This window comes from Candidatus Chryseobacterium colombiense (assembly GCA_029203185.1).
GTDB lineage: Bacteria > Bacteroidota > Bacteroidia > Flavobacteriales > Weeksellaceae > Chryseobacterium > Chryseobacterium colombiense.
In genome coordinates, this window is record CP119310.1 from 3,470,490 (window position 1) to 3,488,024 (window position 17,535).

Genomic DNA, 17,535 nt, shown 5'->3' on the forward strand with positions numbered 1-17,535 from the left:
ATAGTTTGTTTGATATGGTCTAATTATTTGATTTTGCTTTCAGGTCGATTCCCATTCCCGGTTTTAGTTTGTCATTGACCAAAACAGGAAGTCTGCCTGAAATTTTTGTTTTTCCGTTAAGAGCATTTGCTGTTGCGGTCATAGAGTCGTCATTGTTTTCATAAGAAACCAATACCGTAGAAATTTTTGAAATATCAATATCTTTTAATGCATAAGCGCTTCCGAAAACATTCAGAATTACATTTTGCTTTTTCGCTAAATCTTCAATGATCTTTTTTGATTCCGCTGAAATTTTATAAGGCTTATAAGCTGTAGAATTATCTTTATGAAGTCCTATAATTACCGTAGAATTGTCCGGAATGGTGTTGATTTCAGTTGATTTTTTTAAAATTATATTAGAACCCAATTGAGTTGCGAAAGTCTGATAAGGAGCTTCCTCTAACGGGATGTAATATATTTGTTTTCCGTTTAGCGGAAGCAGTTTTTTCTCATCCTTTAATAAAGTCAAAGCATTTGAATACAGATTCTGAACTAAAGTTTTATGAGTATCATTATTTAAATTAAAATTGATGTTTTCCGGATCTTTAGGAGAATACTTATCCAGTCCTAAGAAGTATTTCGTCAAAAGAATTTTCTTTACACTTTCTTCTACTCTTGATTGTGGTATTTCTCCGTTGTCAATCGCTTTCTGAATCAGTTTTTTCCCTTCTGCAACGCCCTGAGAAAAAAGCATAATATCATTTCCTGCCTTAAAAGCCATTGCGTCCAGTTCTCCCGGGTTGTATTTATTAGCTACTGCTCCCATATTTAAGGCATCAGTAATGATCAAACCTTTATAACCTAATTTCTCTTTCAGTAATCCGGTAATAATATTCTTTGATACTGAAGCCGGAATTCCTTTTCCTGATTCCAGACTTGGAACATATAAATGAGCAACCATTACGCCACCAATTCCTTTATTAATTAGCGCTTTGAATGGAGCAAGCTCAATCGTATTAAGTCTCTCTAAATTATGCGAAACTACAGGAAGATCAAGATGTGAATCTGTGCTGGTATCTCCATGTCCCGGAAAATGCTTGATTGCAGCAAGGATGTTATGATCCTGAAGTCCGTTTGCATAAGCTGAAGCAGAGTTAATTACATTGTTTACTTCAGAACCGAAGCTTCGATTACCAATAATGGGATTGTTCGGATTGGTGTTTACATCTACAACCGGTGCAAAATCCCAGTTAATCCCCATTCTTTTACAATCTTCCGCAATTTTTGAAGACATTTGATAAACCAGGTTTTTGTCCTGAATAGCTCCTAATGTCATTGCCCAAGGAAATTTGTGTGCAGCAGCAATTCTTTGGTATAATCCCCATTCTGCATCCATACCGATCATTAATGGCACTTTAGACTTTTGCTGAAATTCATTCACCAGGTTGATTTCTTTTGCAGCATCATCCTGCATTAGAATCAAACCCCCGATTTTTTCGTTTACGACAATATTTCTTACCTGATTGACATGACTGTCATCTTTATTCGTATATAATGCGACAATAAAAAGTTGGCCTAGTTTTTCGTCCTGTGAAAGACTGTTGTAGGTTTGGTTTACCCATTGCTGTGCCTTATCTAAATCAGCCTTTGAAGCATTCTTAGGCCGGTATTGAGCGTTTGTAACACAACTGATAAGAAGGAATATGAAGAGTAAATTAAATACTGATTTGTTCATAGTTTTTGAATAAGAACAAAAATACGATTAAAAAAATCACACTAAAGAATGTTTTTGAGTTTTTTGGTATATGTTTTGAATACGCTTTATAAATAATAACTAAACTTTTATACAATGAAAAAATTCTTCCCAATTTTACTATTAGCTTTTGCAAGCTTATTTATATTTAGCTGTAATAATGATAGCAACAATACTCCAGTTCAGGATAATGATACTTATTCGCAAATGAGAGACGTTACGGGGTCTTTTAATAATGGTAATAATTATGCATTCACCCAAGGAATTAACATACAGAGTACTGATGTTGTTTTAATCTACAGAAGAGCAAATAACGCATGGCAGCAGGTTCCGTATACATGGTACTTAGATCCTGCAAACTCTGCTTCACCTAGAAAATTTGACTATAATTTTGTTTTTGATTCTCAAAATGTTCAGATCAGAATTGATAACGCCAATTTCAATCTTTCTACAATGTCTTCTGCTGAAGCAAATAGCTATTTAAATAATCAGACGTTCAGAATTGTACTTGTTCCGGCAAGTCCTGCAAAAGGAACTGCAGCAACAGTTGATTATAGTGATTATAATGCTGTAGTAAAATATTATAATCTTGATGAATCTAAAGTGATTAAAACGAAAGTTAATTAATCCCGATTAAAGAAATATCTTTTCAGTTTTTTTATAAATAATTAAAAAAGAAAGCTCCAAGAGAAATCTTGGAGCTTTTGATTTTATCAGTTATCATTATCATCAAGCAGATGACCAAAATAATCTTTTTTTGTTTTTAAATACCCTTTGCTTATTTCATTGGCTGGAATTTGCAGGGGTATTCTTGAGTTCAGATGTATATTACTTTCTGTAACATATTTTACTTTCTCTGGGTTATTGGTAAGCAGATTAATATCTTTTATATCCAAAAGGTTTAATATTTCTATGGCAACCCCAAAGTTTCTGTCGTCTGCGGGAAGTCCCAGTTTTAAATTGGCTTCTACAGTATCAAATCCTTTTTCCTGGAGAGAGTAAGCTTTTAATTTATTAATGATGCCTATATTTCGGCCTTCTTGTCTAAGATAAATAATAACACCACCATTTTCGTGGATATATTTCATGGCAGCGTCCAATTGCTGCCCACACTCACATTTTTTTGAATGGAAAACTTCTCCGGTTATACACTCTGAGTGAAAACGCACATTAACAGGTTTGGAAAAATCTGTATTTTCAGCTAAAATAGCCATATGCGGCATCCAGTCATTTTCGTTTTCGGAGAACGCGATCATTCGGAAAGTGCCGTGTTCTGTAGGAACGTTGGCTTCCGCCTGAATTTTAATCATGGATAATTCTCATTTTAATTTCCTTTTAAAGAGTCTTCTATTACAGAAATATTGGTTTTAATCCGTACTAAATATCTGTTCAGAACCTCATCATCATCTTTGCCAAGACCAGTTCTTAGTTTCTGGATTTTTTTATAGGATTTTTCGAAACTTTTAATCGATCTGTTTTTCCCAGCTGTATTATTAGATTCGATAGCGTATAAATAATTTTGAAGACTATATTTTAAATTGGTTACTTCTTCATTTATACTGTTACTCTTGAATGTAGGAAAGGTTGAAATTAAATTCGATATTTCTGAGGCATTTACATTTTTCTTGATATTGATCTCGAACGATTTTCCAGATCCTGTGTGGTTGTCAGAACCTTTGGATTCGCTATAAAAATTACTCGTCAACGGGGAAAGATTAAGCTTTTCCGTTGCACAAGACGAAATCGTTGTAATTAATATTCCAAAAAAAAGTAATTTTTTCATTTCTGCTGCCCCTTTTGATAGAGGATTGGGTTAAGACTCTCATCGTTGTACATTTTCATTTGTTTGTACACTTTCATCTTAACGCTACCGTTCTCAATATCAGCAAGCAACTGATTGATAGAAGTCGACAAATCTTCTTTTTGCATGAGAAGTACGTTTAATTTTTTCTGACAATTTAAACGATGTTCCTCAGAGGCAGATTCTCTGTTGGCTTCTAACGACATGTGATAAATCTTTAATGCAAGTATTGATAACCTGTCTACTGCCCAAGCGGGAGTTTCCGTATTTATTTTTGCATCAGATTTTGGAATTATACTTTCATATTTTTTCAAAAACCAACTGTCTATAAACTCCACTAAATCAGTTCTTTTTTGATTTGATTGGTCTATGGTTCTCTTCAGGTGAAGAGCTTCAGTCGGATTAATATTCTCATCTCTAATTATATCTTCCAAATGCCATTGAACGGTATCAATCCAGTTTTTTGCATACAAAATTCGTTCCAAACTGTCTTTTTCGTATGGATTGTTAATTAGAGTGTTGACATTATCAAGCACGTGGTAGTCTTCAATGGACTGATTGAAGATATTCCATGCAATTTCTGTAAAATTCATTTAAGAATAAGTTAGAATTTTAGTTGCTAGAAGTCGTATTATCGTTTGAAGAAGAGTTCTTATTTTCAGAACCTGGTTTATCTTCTTCTTTTACAGCATCTTTAAATTCTTTGATACCAGAACCAACCCCTCTCATTAATTCAGGGATTTTCTTACCTCCGAAAAGTAATACAAGCAGTATTGCTACGATCAGGATATGTTGCCAAGATAAGGCTAATATTGTTAGTGTATTCATTTCTAAAATTTTTACAAAGTTAAACTTTTTTAATAAGAAACCCAACCTAATGGATCAACTGGTGTACTGCCATTCCATACCTGGAAATCAAGAGTATACGTTCCGTCAAAATCCTGGGCTACAGTACCCACCGGGGTACCTGCTGAAACCTGTTGATTCTTGGAAACAGAATTACTACTCAAGTTGGAATATAAGGTGAAATAATCACCATGTTTTATGATTACTGTCTTTGTCCCATCTGAAGCCGGTAATATTGAAGAAACCGTTCCTGGAAATACACATCTTGCCACGGCTCCTTTTGATACAGATATTTTAATTCCATTATTTTCCTCCATAATGTTTTTAAATACAGGGTGCGGCTGTCTTCCGAACCTGTGCGTAATTGTTCCCGCAATTGGCATTGAGAGTTTTCCTTTATTCGCTGCAAAGCTATTTCCCGAAGCTACTGGAGAAACTCCGAAGCTGGTCATTGCCTTGGATTCTGCCGCCTTTTTATCTGCTTCTTTTTTTCGGGATAATTCTTCTTCAGCTTCTTTTGCTGCATTTAGCTTATTAGCTGCCTCTTTTGCTTTTGCTGCTGCTTCATCAGACGCTTTTTTAGCTGCAACTTTTCTTGCCTCATCTCTGCTGCTTGCTTCTGCTTTTGCTGCTTCTTCTGTACGTTTTCTTTCTTCTTCGGCACGTTTAGCAGCTAATTCAGCTGTCTTTTTCGCTTCCGCTTCCGCTAGTTTTCTTTCTCTCTCCAGAGCTTCCGCTTTTGCTTTTGCCTCTGCTTCAATTCTTGCTTTTTCTCTTTCAGCTGCTATTTTTGCCAAACGGATTTTTTCTGCCTCTGCTTTTTTTCTAGCTTCTTCCTCTGCCTTTGCAATTCTTATTTCCTCTGCAATAATTGCTCTTATTTGACCTTCTAAAGCTTTAGATTGAGTTTGTTTCTGTTTTAATTCTGCCGTAATTCTGGCTTCATTTTTTTTGAATTCCGCGACTAATTGTTCCTTCTGTACACGTTCTACATTAATGGTAGCCAGATCTTTTTTCTGATTGAGCAACAAGTTTTCCTTTTCGTCTGCAGATTTCTTTTTCTGTGCAATAGACTTTTGTATTTGTGTGGCAGCAGTAGTTATTTCAGCTGCTTTTTTGTCCTGATAGTCTGAATATTGCTTTAAATATTGTACTCTCCTTAGAGCTTCCCCCAGGTTTTTTGATGAGAGTATAAAAGTTACTTTGTTCTGTACTCCTTTGTTTTTATAGGCGTTTACTAAAACTTCCGCATAATTCTTTCTTAAGATGGCAAGTTCTCTATTTTGACGATTGATTTCTAATTGACGTAAATAGATCTCATCTTCAATAAATCTCTTTTCTTTTTGAGTATTGTTGTAAACTTTTTCTCTTAATACTAATTTTTTATTGACATTCGTAAGATAAGCAATAGATAGCTTTGATTCGCTTCTCGTTTTTGCTAAATCGGTGTTTATCTGTGCAATTTGTTTTTTAAGTTCGGCGTTCTGTTTTTGTAGCTGTTCTTTCTTTTGCCCATCTTGTCCGTAGTGCAAACCAAATAACAGAATACCTATTAAAAAGCTAAATTTTTTAATCATTTAATCTCAATTTTCTTATAATTAGATGGTACCGTATAGCGCGTATCCATCCTCGAAAAATCAAATTTCGTATTTTCCAGCAGAATTTGACTGTTTTTTGATCCTTTTATAATTATTTTAACATTTTTTGGAAGACGGATTTCATCCTGATAAGTTTCCCAGCCATCGTACAGAATTTCTAAGGAATCATCGGAATCCGCATCCTGAAGTTTAGCTTGTATAAGATCATATTCTGGAGAATATTGAAGAACTATTTTATACTCTCTGGTTGTTTCACCTGTTGCTATTTTTATATTGTCTATTGAGGAAAGTTGATATCCCTGCATATTTTGGGTAATGCGCGAATTTCTGCCTTTAATGGTGAAAAAAGTTCTTCCTATTAAAAGGTTTTCTAAATTTTTATAGTCTATGAAATTAACATTCAATAAATTATTAAGATAATCAAAATCGGAATCGATATAATTTTTATTGTATTTATCCATTGCTTTTATTCCTTCCGGAGTAATAAGCGCACGAGCGGCATTAATGAATAAAAAATTGATAGAAGCAAATATTTTTTTATCAGTTTCTATATAAATGGTTGCATCTAAGGGACTTACTTTGATGTTGTCAGCAGTGATTTTGCTGCTTATTTTAAGATAGTCAAATTTTGGATGGATATAAACTTTTTCATAAAAAGTTAAAGGGTCATGTATATTTGTACCTGTATCGATTGGCTGATTGTCCTTAGGTTTTTCTACTTGAATACTGTCTTTCTCTCCCGTATTTTGTTCAACGGTTTTTCTGGTTTTACAAGAAAATAAAACCAGGATAAAAAGTATTGAGGCGATCCATTTGTTCATATTCAAATTTAAATAAATGCTTTGCAATATTAACGCCAAACCACACAAAACATTTTTGTGTGGTCCGGTTATTCTGTTAAATCAGAGTGATTATTTAGACAAAAAATCCAATACGGAATAATCTCCTAAAGAAATTTCTCTTGCTACACCGAAATACTGAGCAGAATTTCCGATCATGGAATTGGATAAATTACCGTGATTGATTCTGGTGTTTTCCTGGATCAATGAGTTTTCAATGTTGGAATTAACCACTATCGTATTATTACCTAAAGAAACTCCGGGACCAACTTTTGAATTTGAAATCTTTACGTTTTCTCCTATAAAGCAAGGCTGAATAATCAAAGAGTTCTCTATTTGGGCAGAAGCCGGAAAGTGAGACATTTCTTCTTTTTCATATTCCAGAATTTTGCTGTTGGTTTCTACCGTTGCATTTTTATTTCCACAATCCATCCAGTCGTTCACTTTTCCAAGCGTGAACTTTGCCCCTTTAGATCTTAGATTTTCTAATGCTGTTGTTAATTGATATTCTCCACCATTTTTAATATCATTTTCCATGATATAATTGATTTCGTCCATCAGTTTTTCAGCACTGTTGAAGTAATAAATTCCAATGATTGCCAAGTCTGAAACGAAAGTTGTCGGTTTTTCTACGAAATCTGTGATGAAGCCGTAGTTATCCAATTTTACCACTCCAAAAGCGGAAGGATCTTCTACACTTTTTACCCAGATTACACCATCTGAGTTTTTATCTAATTGAAAATCTGCCCTGAATAAGGTATCTGCGTAAGCGATGACAACATTGCCTGTCATTGATGCTTCAGCGCATTTCAGAGAATGGGCGGTTCCTAAAGGATCTAATTGATGATAAATACTTCCTTTTGCCCCTAATTTTTCAGCGATTTGTAATAATGATTTTTCAATCTCCGGCCCAAAGTCTCCTATAATAAAAGCTACTTCTTCAATTTTTTCTCCTGCAACTTTAGCAATATCTTCTACCAATCTTTGTACAATCGGTTTCCCTGCAATAGGGATAAGAGGTTTTGGAACGGTCAATGTATGTGGACGTAATCTGGAGCCACGTCCCGCCATCGGAACAATAATTTTCATAAATTATATAAGTATGTTTTTTTGTTGAGTTAATTTTAATTTTTGCTAAAGATAGTAATAAAACAATTCGTATAGAATTATTCCCTTTTAGTTTTAGATTTTGTTATAAATAATAAAACGGATTTGCTGATTCACAAATAAAAGGCCAAAGTTTATCTTTTGATTCTTGAGAGCAGCATGTCTTTTTCTGAGTAGATTAAAATACCGGAATAAACAAGGAATAATAAATTTCCAATCCATAAATTGTAATCGAAAAATGCTACGATTATGTAGCTGAAAACTGCTAAAAGTACAATGAAAAAAGAAATCTTCTTCATTCTGTAAGGAATTGGATAATATTTCTGTCCAAGCCAGTATGAAAGAATCATCATGGAGAAATAAGCTGCTAAGGTCACCCAGGCAGACACCATGAAACCATATGTTTTTAGAAGAGTTAAATTTAAAATGATGGTGATAATTGCACCGGTCCAGGAAATATAGGTTCCGACTCTTGTTCTGTCGGTCACTTTATACCAGGTTGAAAGATTGTAATAAATTCCAAAAAATAAGTTGGCGATGACAATAATCGGAATGATATTAATTGCAATCCAATATGAGCTGTTTGGAACTAATAAAAGCTTTATCCAGGAAACGTTTGCAATAATTCCCAAAGCGACTATTGAAGCAAAGAATGAAAAATATTCCGTGACTTTCGCATAGGTTTTTTTGGCGTTTTCATTATTCATCTGTTTAAAGAAAAACGGTTCAATCCCCATTCTGTAAGCGGTTACGAAAAGGGTCATCAATACTGCCATTTTGTAACATCCGCCATAAGCTCCTGCATCAGAATCATCAATTAAGAATCTTTGAATGAACTTATCAAAATTTTCATTAACCATAAAGGCCAAACCAGCAATCATAATTGGCCATGAGTATTTGATCATCTGAAGGAAAAGATTTTTGGAAAACTGAAATTTTACTTTTAAAATAACCGGAATAACCAACAAAACACCAACAAAACTTGCCGCCAAATTACTGTAGAAAGGGTAAGAAACTTTTTCTTTTAAGCCTAGTTTCAAAGAAAATTCCTGCGGAATATAAATAAATAAAGCAATGGCAAAAGCACTTTGGAAAACTGCCTGTATGACTCTAACTGCCGTATATTTTATAGGTCTGTTGTGGAATCTGAACCAGGCCAAAGGAATCACGAGAATATTATCGAAGAAGGCAATCCATGCAAACCATCGGATAAATTCCGGAGTATTTGAATAGTCAAAAAGATCGGCAATAGGCTGATTGAATAATAAAACCAGGATTAAAAATACAGTTGATAAGCCCGTCAAAAACCAGAAAGAAGTGTTGAATACCTTTTGTTCATTGTCCTTATCTGAGGAAAATCTGAAATAGGCTGTTTCAAAACCGAAAGAAAGAACAATATTAACGAATGATATCAGTGCATACAGATTGGTAAAGATGGCAAAAGCACTATTATCGATATTTTTAATAAATAAATAATTAAGCAAAACGACAATTATCCTCGGCATTATTGCCCCAATTCCATATATAATAGTCTCGTTGAGAAGTTTTTTCAAGATGTGAAATTTTATGCAAATGTAAATATTTAGAAATTGATTTTTTTATCAGCGACCTTAAAATTCATTCATAAATCTTAATTTTGCTTGAAATGAAAATCCGCTGGAATCTCGGAATTAGAATCTGGCATCAAAATCTAAAAAAGTAAAATGAAGACCTTAATCAAAAATGTAAAAATCGTCAACGAAGGCAAAATTCTTGAAGGTGATATTTTAATTGAAAATGATTTAATTTCCAAAATAGATGCCCAAATTTCTGAAGATGCAGATCAGATTATAGATGCTTCAGGAAAATATCTTTTGCCGGGAGTTATTGATGATCAGGTCCATTTTCGTGAGCCGGGTTTGACGCATAAAGGCGATATTGAAAGTGAATCCAGAGCTGCTATTGCGGGAGGAACGACGAGCTTTATTGAGCAGCCGAATACTGTTCCGAATGCGGTAACTCAAGAATTATTGGCTGATAAATATGAAATTGCTGCCCAAAAGTCATTTGCGAATTATGGTTTTATGATGGGTGGTACTAATGATAACCTGGAAGAAGTCTTAAAAACAAATCCGAGAAATGTTCCGGGAATCAAATTATTTCTGGGTTCTTCTACAGGAAATATGTTGGTTGACAATCCTGAAACGTTGGAAAATATTTTCAGCAATACCAAAATGCTGATTGCTGTGCATTGTGAGGATGAAGCCACGATCAGAGCGAATACCCAAAAATACCTGGATGAATATGGGGAAGATATCCCTGTGAAATTTCATCACCTGATTAGAAGTGAGGAAGCTTGCTACAAATCTTCTTCAAAAGCCATTGAATTGGCAAAGAAAACTGGAGCCAGACTTCATGTTTTTCATTTGTCAACGGCCATTGAAACGGAACTTTTCAGAAATGATATCCCTTTAAAAGATAAAAAAATAACAGCAGAAGTCTGTGTTCATCATTTAACGTTTACAAATGAAGACTATGAAACGAGAGGAGGACTAATTAAATGGAATCCAGCTGTAAAAACTCAGAAAGATAAAGACGGACTTTGGGAAGCATTGTTGGATGACAGAATTGATGTGATCGCAACAGATCACGCACCTCACACCTGGGAAGAGAAACAGAATGTATATACAAAATGTCCTTCAGGAGCACCATTGGTACAACATTCTTTAGTAGTAATGCTGGAAAATTACAGAAACGGAAAAATTTCTTTGGAAAGAATCGTTGAAAAAATGGCTCATAATCCTGCAATTTTATTCAGAATTGAAAAGAGAGGATTCATCAGAGAAGGCTATAAAGCCGATTTGGTTTTAGTAGATTTAAATGAAGACTGGACGGTGGAAAAAGAAAATGTTCTCTATAAATGTGGCTGGAGTCCATTAGAAGGCATGAATTTCCATTCTAAGGTGACTCACACTTTTGTTAACGGAAATCTGGTTTTCGAAAACGGAAAAATTAACGGAGAAAAATTCGGGGAGCGCTTGCTTTTCGAGGTTCAGGATTAAATATAAAAGCCTTTTCAAATTTTGAAAAGGCTTTTTTCTAACATTTTTTCAAAAAAATTAATCGATTGTAATATTGTCAATTGCTTTTTCTAAAGAAGTTTCCATAATTCCCGGAATTGCTAAACCTTCAGCACGGAAAACACTAACATCGGTAACTCCATAGAATCCAAAGACGTTTTTGATATAAGGTACATTGGAATCGTATATCTGAAAAGGACCTTCCGAATAAATATTTCCGGATGTAAAAGCAATGTATAATTTCTTGTCATTCAACAATCCTTGTGGCCCGTTTTCATCATATTTAAAAGTATATCCTGCTCTTGAAGTGAAGTCAAAATAGGCTCTGAGTGATGCAGGAACAGAGAAATTATACATCGGAGAATCTACGATAATAATATCCGCTTCCTGTAATTCTGAAATCAATCCTGTTGAATATTCATTGATTTCTGCCTGTTCAGGAGAATGACTTTCTACAGGGGAGAAAAAAGTATTGATGTGTTTTTCTTCTAAAATCGGCACTGATTCTTTCGTCAGATCGCGCTCTTTCACAACAGCATCCGGATACTTTTCCTGAATTCTTTTTACAACCGCATTTCCTAATTTTCTGCTTGCAGATATTTCAGCTCTTGGACTTGAAATAATGTGAAGTATGTTTTTCATTATTTTTTAATTAAAATTTCTTAAGCAAAATTATGTACATTTGCTTATCAAAAGTTAGTAGTAAACAAAAGGTTAGTAGTAACCTTTGGGTTAGTTTAAAAATTTAAACTTATGGAAAATACAGCTATTCTAGAAGAACCGATAACGGTTCAAAAATGTTCTGAAAACCTTTCCTCAGTGGAAGATGCAATCTATGTGATCGGTGGAAAATGGAAACTGAAAATCATTATTGTTTTGCAGGAAATCGGTAATATCCGTTTCAATGAATTACAAAGAACAATTCCCGGAATTTCTGCCAGAGTTTTGTCTAATGAGTTGAAAGATCTGGAGTTGAACGGTTTTGTTAAAAGAGTCGTGCATGCAGAACAAACACCGGTAGTTGTAGAATATATTTCTACAGATTACAGCAGAACACTGAAATCGGTTATCATGGCGCTTTCTGAATGGGGAAGAAAGCATAAAGCGAATATTAGGGAAGATATTTTCGAAAAATAAAAAGTTTTTAATTAAAAGACTGCCTGAATTCTAAAGGCGACATATTCGTTTTCTTTTTAAAAAGTGTACTGAACGATTGGGAATGTTCAAATCCCAGTTCGTAAGCAATTTCGCTTACTGATAATTCTGTTGTCGAAAGTTTTTCTTTTGCTTTACTGATCAGCTTTTCATGAATATGCTGCTGTGTATTTTGTCCGGAGTGAATCCGCAAAAGATCACTTAAATAATTAGGTGAAAGATTCATGGCTTCTGCAATGTGATGTACTGTTAGAAGACCTTTTTCAGGAGATTCTTTATCAAAATAATTATTCAGATACGTTTCAAATTTGGTCAGGAGCTGATGATTTCCGCTTTTACGGGTGATGAATTGTCTTTCATAAAATCTCTTTGAGTAGTTTAACAGCAGTTCGATTTGTGACAAAATAATTTCCTGGGTATGATGATCGATATGTTGACATTCTTTGTCGATTTTATACAGGATCTCAAGTAAATCATTTTCTTCATCTTCAGATAGATGTAATGCTTCATTTACGGCGTAGGAGAAAAATCCGTAAGAAGAAATGGTCTTTGCCAGAGAGTGTTTCAACAGAAAATCTTCATGAAAAATCAACAGGTATCCAGTGTTTCCGCACTCTATCGTTTGTAAGTCCAGATATTGAACCTGGTTTGGAGCCGTAAAGCTCAGTACACCTTTGTCGTAATCGTAGTGTTGTTGCCCGTATTTTATTTTTCCGGTTGCATTTCGTTTTAGCGCTACACAGTAATACCGGCTTGTAAAGCCTTTCCACACATCGTCTTCAATAAAAACACTTTCAGAAAGATTGATGACGCTTATCATTGGATGCTTTGGCTCGGGAAGAGAAAGCAATCTGTGAAATGCTGAAATTGATTGTATGGTGTTCATAATTGAATTTCTAAATAGTAAAGGTAATAATTTGGGTGCCTTAATCCATTTTGTATTTATAAATAGTCTGTCATTCTGAACGAAATGAAATGGAGTGAATAATCTTTAATAATAAAAATAGAGATTCTTCCTTCGTCAGAATGACAAACCACAAATATTTATTTTAGAAGAAAATTAATAATCCAAAAGTCCCATGCTGAATTCATCATAAGGAGCACCAGTATCTGTTCCCAAAGGGACGATGCTTTCTAATTTCTGAAGTTCTGCTTCTGTTAATTCGATCTTTGAAGCTTCAATATTCTGTTCAAGATATTTTCTGCGTTTCGTTCCCGGAATAGGAAGAATTCCTTTGCTGATGATCCATGCCAGAGCCAATTGTGATGAGGTGATGTTTTTTTCTTTAGCAAGGTTTTCAATGGCTTCTACCAGCTCAATATTTTTATGAAAATACTGTTCCTGGAAACGAGGAATTTTTCTTCTGAAATCATTGGCAGGCAAATCATCAATCGTACGAATCTGACCGGATAAAAATCCTCTTCCCAAAGGAGAATAGGCAACAAAACCAATTCCTAATTCATTCAGTGTTTTAATCACTCCTTTTTCTTCGGCTGTTCTCTCAAATAAAGAATATTCACTTTGAACCGCAGAGATGGGATGAACGGCGTGCGCTCTCTTTACAGTTTCAGAAGATACTTCTGATAAACCAATATAACCCACTTTACCTTCCTTTACCAGATCGCTCATTGCTTCGACGGTTTCCTCAACAGGAGTGTTTTTATCGAGACGATGCATATAATACAGGTCAATATAATCCGTCTTTAGATTTTTCAAAGAACGTTCAACCGATTTTTTTACATAATCCTTATTTCCTTTAATTTTCCAGGTGATCTGGTCGTTGTCATCAATTTCCCAACCGAATTTTGTGGCAATGATATATTGGTCGCGATTTCCTTCAATCGCTTTTGCAATTAATTGCTCATTTTTAAAAGGGCCGTATAAATCTGCTGTATCCAGAAAATTTCCTCCCGATTCCAGAGAGCGGTGAATGGTTGCAATGGCTTCCTTTTCATCACTTTTACCATACATATCGGCATCGCCAAAACCAGTCATTCCCATACATCCCAAACCAATATTCGGAACTATTAATCCCTGACTTCCTAATTTTACCTGACTTAATTTCATATCGTTATATTTTATTGATACAAAATTCAGCAGAAATTCAGAACCGGATGTATGCAAAACGATGATTGTCGTATGCAAATTACAGATTGTGAATTTTCTCTTGAGTGTTGTAAAAATTTATAACATTATCATCTGCGTAATCAGCCAAATCTGCGAGAGATACAGTTATAAATAAAGCTTCTTCCTTCATCAGAATGACCAACTGTAACACAATCATCTGTGAAGATCTGTGAAATCTGTGGAAGATTAAAATAGATTCTTCATTACGGTTTCGCTGCATTCAGAATGACAACAGGTGATTTATTTTCTTGGTTTCGAACTCATAAAAAAGCTTAGTTTTCCACCATTCATGATTTCAGAATGTTTTAAGGTGAAATTCTTGATCTCTTTTCCGTTCAAAAGAATTTTCTGAACATATACATTTTTTGGACTTTGATCGATGGCTTCAATTTCAAATGTTTTTCCGTTTTCCAGATTTAAAACCGCATTGTCAATCGCAGGACTTCCAATAGCATAATCTTCGGATCCTGGAGCAACAGGATAAAAGCCCAACGAGCTCAAAATATACCAGGCGCTCATTTGTCCTGTATCGTCATTTCCTCCCAACCCATCATGAGTTGCTTTATACTGCATTTCCAGAATATGACGAATCTGAGCCTGAGTTTTCCAAGGCTGTCCTGCCCAGTTGTAGAGATAAGCAACATGATGTGCTGGTTCATTTCCGTGAACATATCCACCGATAATTCCTTCTCGGGTAATGTCTTCAGTATCTGCAAAAAACTCGTCAGGTAAATGCATGGTGAACAGTTCATTCAGTTTTGAAGCGAATTTTTTCTTTCCGCCCATCAAAGCAATAAGCTCATCAGGATTTTGAGGAACAAAAAAGCTGTAGTTCCACGAATTTCCTTCAATGAAACCTTGTCCGTGAGTGCTTAATGCATTAAAGTCTTTTTTAAAGCTTCCATCTGCTAAACGCGGACGCATAAATCCGATTGATTTATCAAAATTGTTTTTCCAGTTTTCAGAACGCTTGATGAACTGATTGTAAATTTCCGTTTCACCCAAATGTTTTGCCAATTGAGCAATCGTCCAATCATCATAAGCATATTCCAGAGTGTTGGAAACTGAAGTTCCGTTTTTCTCGGCGGGAATATATCCCAGATCGATATATTGTCCGATTCCTTCATAGTCTCTTTTGTTGGCAGTTGCGACACAGGCTTTCAAAGCTTCTTTGACATCACCGTTATAATTTCCTTTAATAATAGCATCTGCAACTACACTTACACTATGATAACCACTCATACACCAGTTGTCATTCGCGTAATGCGACCAGATCGGAAGCATTTTCATAGAAAACTGATCATAATGAGCCATCATCGATTTCACCATATCACCGTTTCTTTTCGGCTGAATGATATTGAAGAAAGGATGAAGTGCGCGATACGTATCCCAAAGAGAGAAGGTTGTATAATTTGTGAAATTTTCTGCTTTATGCATATTTTGATCTAAACCTTTATATTCTCCGTTGACATCATTATAAGTCGTCGGATTGATAAAAGTATGGTACATCGCGGTGTAAAAGTTTGTTTTCTCGATTTCAGAACCTTTAATGACAATTTTATTTAATTCCTTATTCCAGTTTTCCTGGGTTTGGGCTTTTATTTGGTTAAAAGATAGGTTTCCAACTTCTTTTTCCAGATTTTCCATTGCATTGGCCTGACTTACGGGAGAAATTGCCAGCTTTACTTCGATTGCTTCATTTTCATTCGTATCAAAATCAAAATACATTTTCAGATTTTTTCCTGCGATTTCCGGAAAGTTTTTGGTCTGATCGAATTTTCTCCAGAAACCATTGTACACTTGCTTTCCGTCATAATTTTTCTGACCGTATGACTTGAATGGCTTTGAGAATTTAAGGGCAAAATAAACCGTTCTTGTTCTTGCCCAACCATTGGTTTGCCGATATCCGGTAATGGTATTCCCGTTCTCCACACGAACATAAGTCCAGATGTTTTTGCCATCATAATTGTAAATTCCGGCCATTAAATCAAGAATAATGTGTGCCTGGTCAGATTTTGGGAAAGTATAGCGATGAACTCCGACTCTTGTTGTTGAGGTAAGTTCTGCTAAAATATTGTGATCATCAAGCTTTACTTTGTAATATCCTGCTTCTGCGGTTTCATTTTGATGTGAAAACCTGCTTCTATATCCATTCTCAGGATTTGTCGCTGTTCCCGGGCTTAATTGTAATTTTCCAACGGTCGGCATGATCAAAAAATCTCCCAGATCAGAATGTCCTGTTCCGCTAAAGTGTGTGGAACTAAAACCTACAATCGTTTTGTCTTCGTAACGGTAACCTGCACAATATTTATAGACTTCACCATTATACTTTCCGTTCAGTTCGTAAGAGATCGTATCTGTTTCCGGGCTTAATTGTACTGCTCCAAAAGGTGCCGTTGCTCCGGGATAAGTATGGCCCATTTTTTCTGTCCCTATCAATGGATTGACATATTGATAGAGTTTTTCAAATTTTTGAGCTTGAGTGGGTGAATTAAAAAATAAAAGAAATAAAAATAAACAGATTCCCGGTCTTTTCATACATAGAGATTTTTAAACAGTAAATGTATATAAAAACTTGTTGATTATTTTTCTGAAAAACGGAAACCAATCCCGTGAATGTTTTCAATCATAATATTGGCTTCATCAGCAAAAATCTTCCTCAATCTTGAAATAAAAACATCGAGGCTTCTCCCCATAAAATAATCGTCATCGCCCCAGATTGCCTTCAGAATATCCTGTCTCTTGAGAACTGTGTTTTTATGACGGATAAAATATAACAGGAGTTCAGCTTCTCTTTGGGTAAGGGTTATCGTATTTTCCTGATTTTGCAAAGTATAGTTTTTAGGATCAAAGTTAAATTTTCCGACCCTATATTTTTGTGAAGAAGGTTCTGTCTTTTTTGAACGTTTGAGGAATACTTCAATTTTCAGGATCAGTTCTTCAATACTGAACGGTTTTACCAAATAATCATCCGCACCTATTTTTAACCCTTTTATTCGGTCTTCCTTTAAAGCTTTGGCAGAAATAAAAATGATAGGAATCTCAGAGTTTTCTTCCCGAATATATTGTGCCAGTTCAAAGCCGTTCATTTCCGGCATCATGATATCTAAAAGACAAATGTCAAAACTTTCGTTATTAAATGCTTCTAATGCAGATTTTCCGTCAGGATACCAGCAGATATCATAATAACTTTCCAGGCTGTCCTGCACCAGAAAAGCTATCGTTGTGTCATCTTCAGCATATAAAATTTTAGATTTCTCCATGAATTGC

The 17,535-nt window shown here is 34.9% G+C and carries 17 protein-coding genes; 3 read left to right on the plus strand and 14 right to left on the minus strand.

Features of this window, described 5'->3' with window-relative positions; genetic code table 11:
* Positions 1-19: 19 nt before the first annotated feature.
* The gene (locus P0Y62_15720; GenBank protein ID WEK69284.1) at positions 20-1,714 is read right to left on the minus strand and encodes a glycoside hydrolase family 3 N-terminal domain-containing protein; all 1,695 of its coding nucleotides are present in this window, start codon (positions 1,712-1,714) and stop codon (positions 20-22) included.
* A 114-nt stretch (positions 1,715-1,828) separates the two neighbouring features.
* Between P0Y62_15720 and P0Y62_15725 the strand changes: the two genes are divergently transcribed.
* Positions 1,829-2,359 carry a hypothetical protein gene (locus P0Y62_15725; protein WEK69285.1) on the plus strand — a complete coding sequence of 177 codons (531 nt, stop codon included), beginning with the start codon at positions 1,829-1,831 and terminating at the stop codon, positions 2,357-2,359.
* Between the two features lie 86 nt (positions 2,360-2,445).
* On the opposite strand, the gene ribA is transcribed toward P0Y62_15725, so the two are convergent.
* The 8 genes from ribA to P0Y62_15765 all read right to left on the minus strand — a co-directional run bounded on the left by ribA (position 2,446) and on the right by P0Y62_15765 (position 9,476).
* Positions 2,446-3,042 carry a GTP cyclohydrolase II gene (ribA, locus tag P0Y62_15730; GenBank protein ID WEK69286.1) on the minus strand — a complete coding sequence of 199 codons (597 nt, stop codon included), beginning with the start codon at positions 3,040-3,042 and terminating at the stop codon, positions 2,446-2,448.
* 14 nt (positions 3,043-3,056) lie between these two features.
* The gene (locus P0Y62_15735) at positions 3,057-3,515 is read right to left on the minus strand and encodes a hypothetical protein (protein WEK69287.1); all 459 of its coding nucleotides are present in this window, start codon (positions 3,513-3,515) and stop codon (positions 3,057-3,059) included.
* Positions 3,512-4,126 (minus strand): DUF4254 domain-containing protein, encoded by a 615-nt coding sequence (locus tag P0Y62_15740; GenBank protein ID WEK69288.1) that lies wholly within the window; start codon positions 4,124-4,126, stop codon positions 3,512-3,514. Before P0Y62_15740 ends, P0Y62_15735 begins: the two co-directional genes overlap by 4 nt.
* Positions 4,127-4,145: 19 nt before the next feature.
* Positions 4,146-4,361 (minus strand): twin-arginine translocase TatA/TatE family subunit, encoded by a 216-nt coding sequence (locus P0Y62_15745; GenBank protein ID WEK69289.1) that lies wholly within the window; start codon positions 4,359-4,361, stop codon positions 4,146-4,148.
* A gap of 29 nt (positions 4,362-4,390) precedes the next feature.
* Positions 4,391-5,956 carry a peptidoglycan DD-metalloendopeptidase family protein gene (locus tag P0Y62_15750; GenBank protein ID WEK69290.1) on the minus strand — a complete coding sequence of 522 codons (1,566 nt, stop codon included), beginning with the start codon at positions 5,954-5,956 and terminating at the stop codon, positions 4,391-4,393.
* Positions 5,953-6,798, minus strand: coding sequence for a DUF4292 domain-containing protein (locus tag P0Y62_15755; protein WEK69291.1), 846 nt, complete (start codon positions 6,796-6,798; stop codon positions 5,953-5,955). The genes P0Y62_15750 and P0Y62_15755 overlap by 4 nt, the downstream gene beginning before the upstream one ends.
* A 90-nt stretch (positions 6,799-6,888) precedes the next feature.
* Positions 6,889-7,905, minus strand: a complete 1,017-nt coding sequence (locus tag P0Y62_15760) for a sugar phosphate nucleotidyltransferase (GenBank protein WEK69292.1) — start codon at positions 7,903-7,905, stop codon at positions 6,889-6,891.
* A gap of 152 nt (positions 7,906-8,057) precedes the next feature.
* Positions 8,058-9,476, minus strand: coding sequence for an oligosaccharide flippase family protein (locus tag P0Y62_15765; GenBank protein ID WEK69293.1), 1,419 nt, complete (start codon positions 9,474-9,476; stop codon positions 8,058-8,060).
* 150 nt (positions 9,477-9,626) lie between these two features.
* Between P0Y62_15765 and P0Y62_15770 the strand changes: the two genes are divergently transcribed.
* The gene (locus P0Y62_15770; protein ID WEK69294.1) at positions 9,627-10,964 is read left to right on the plus strand and encodes a dihydroorotase; all 1,338 of its coding nucleotides are present in this window, start codon (positions 9,627-9,629) and stop codon (positions 10,962-10,964) included.
* Between the two features lie 57 nt (positions 10,965-11,021).
* Here the strand turns inward: P0Y62_15770 and P0Y62_15775 are convergent, their stop codons facing one another.
* Positions 11,022-11,624, minus strand: coding sequence for an NAD(P)H-dependent oxidoreductase (locus P0Y62_15775; protein WEK69295.1), 603 nt, complete (start codon positions 11,622-11,624; stop codon positions 11,022-11,024).
* Positions 11,625-11,735: 111 nt separating this feature from the next.
* On the opposite strand from P0Y62_15775, the gene P0Y62_15780 reads away from it, so the two are divergent.
* A complete protein-coding gene (locus P0Y62_15780) occupies positions 11,736-12,119 on the plus strand; it encodes a helix-turn-helix domain-containing protein (GenBank protein ID WEK69296.1) in 384 nt (127 codons plus the stop codon).
* A 7-nt stretch (positions 12,120-12,126) separates the two neighbouring features.
* Here P0Y62_15780 and P0Y62_15785 read toward each other — a convergent pair whose 3' ends face one another.
* From P0Y62_15785 to P0Y62_15800, 4 genes are all read right to left on the minus strand, one after another.
* A complete protein-coding gene (locus P0Y62_15785) occupies positions 12,127-13,023 on the minus strand; it encodes a helix-turn-helix transcriptional regulator (protein ID WEK69297.1) in 897 nt (298 codons plus the stop codon).
* A gap of 174 nt (positions 13,024-13,197) precedes the next feature.
* Positions 13,198-14,205 (minus strand): aldo/keto reductase, encoded by a 1,008-nt coding sequence (locus P0Y62_15790; protein WEK69298.1) that lies wholly within the window; start codon positions 14,203-14,205, stop codon positions 13,198-13,200.
* A 300-nt stretch (positions 14,206-14,505) separates the two neighbouring features.
* Complete coding sequence (locus tag P0Y62_15795; protein ID WEK69299.1) at positions 14,506-16,803, minus strand: GH92 family glycosyl hydrolase; 2,298 nt, start codon at positions 16,801-16,803, stop codon at positions 14,506-14,508.
* Between the two features lie 44 nt (positions 16,804-16,847).
* On the minus strand, positions 16,848-17,528 hold the full coding sequence (locus P0Y62_15800) for a response regulator transcription factor (GenBank protein WEK69300.1): 681 nt from the start codon (positions 17,526-17,528) through the stop codon (positions 16,848-16,850).
* Between the last annotated feature and the right edge of the window lie 7 nt (positions 17,529-17,535).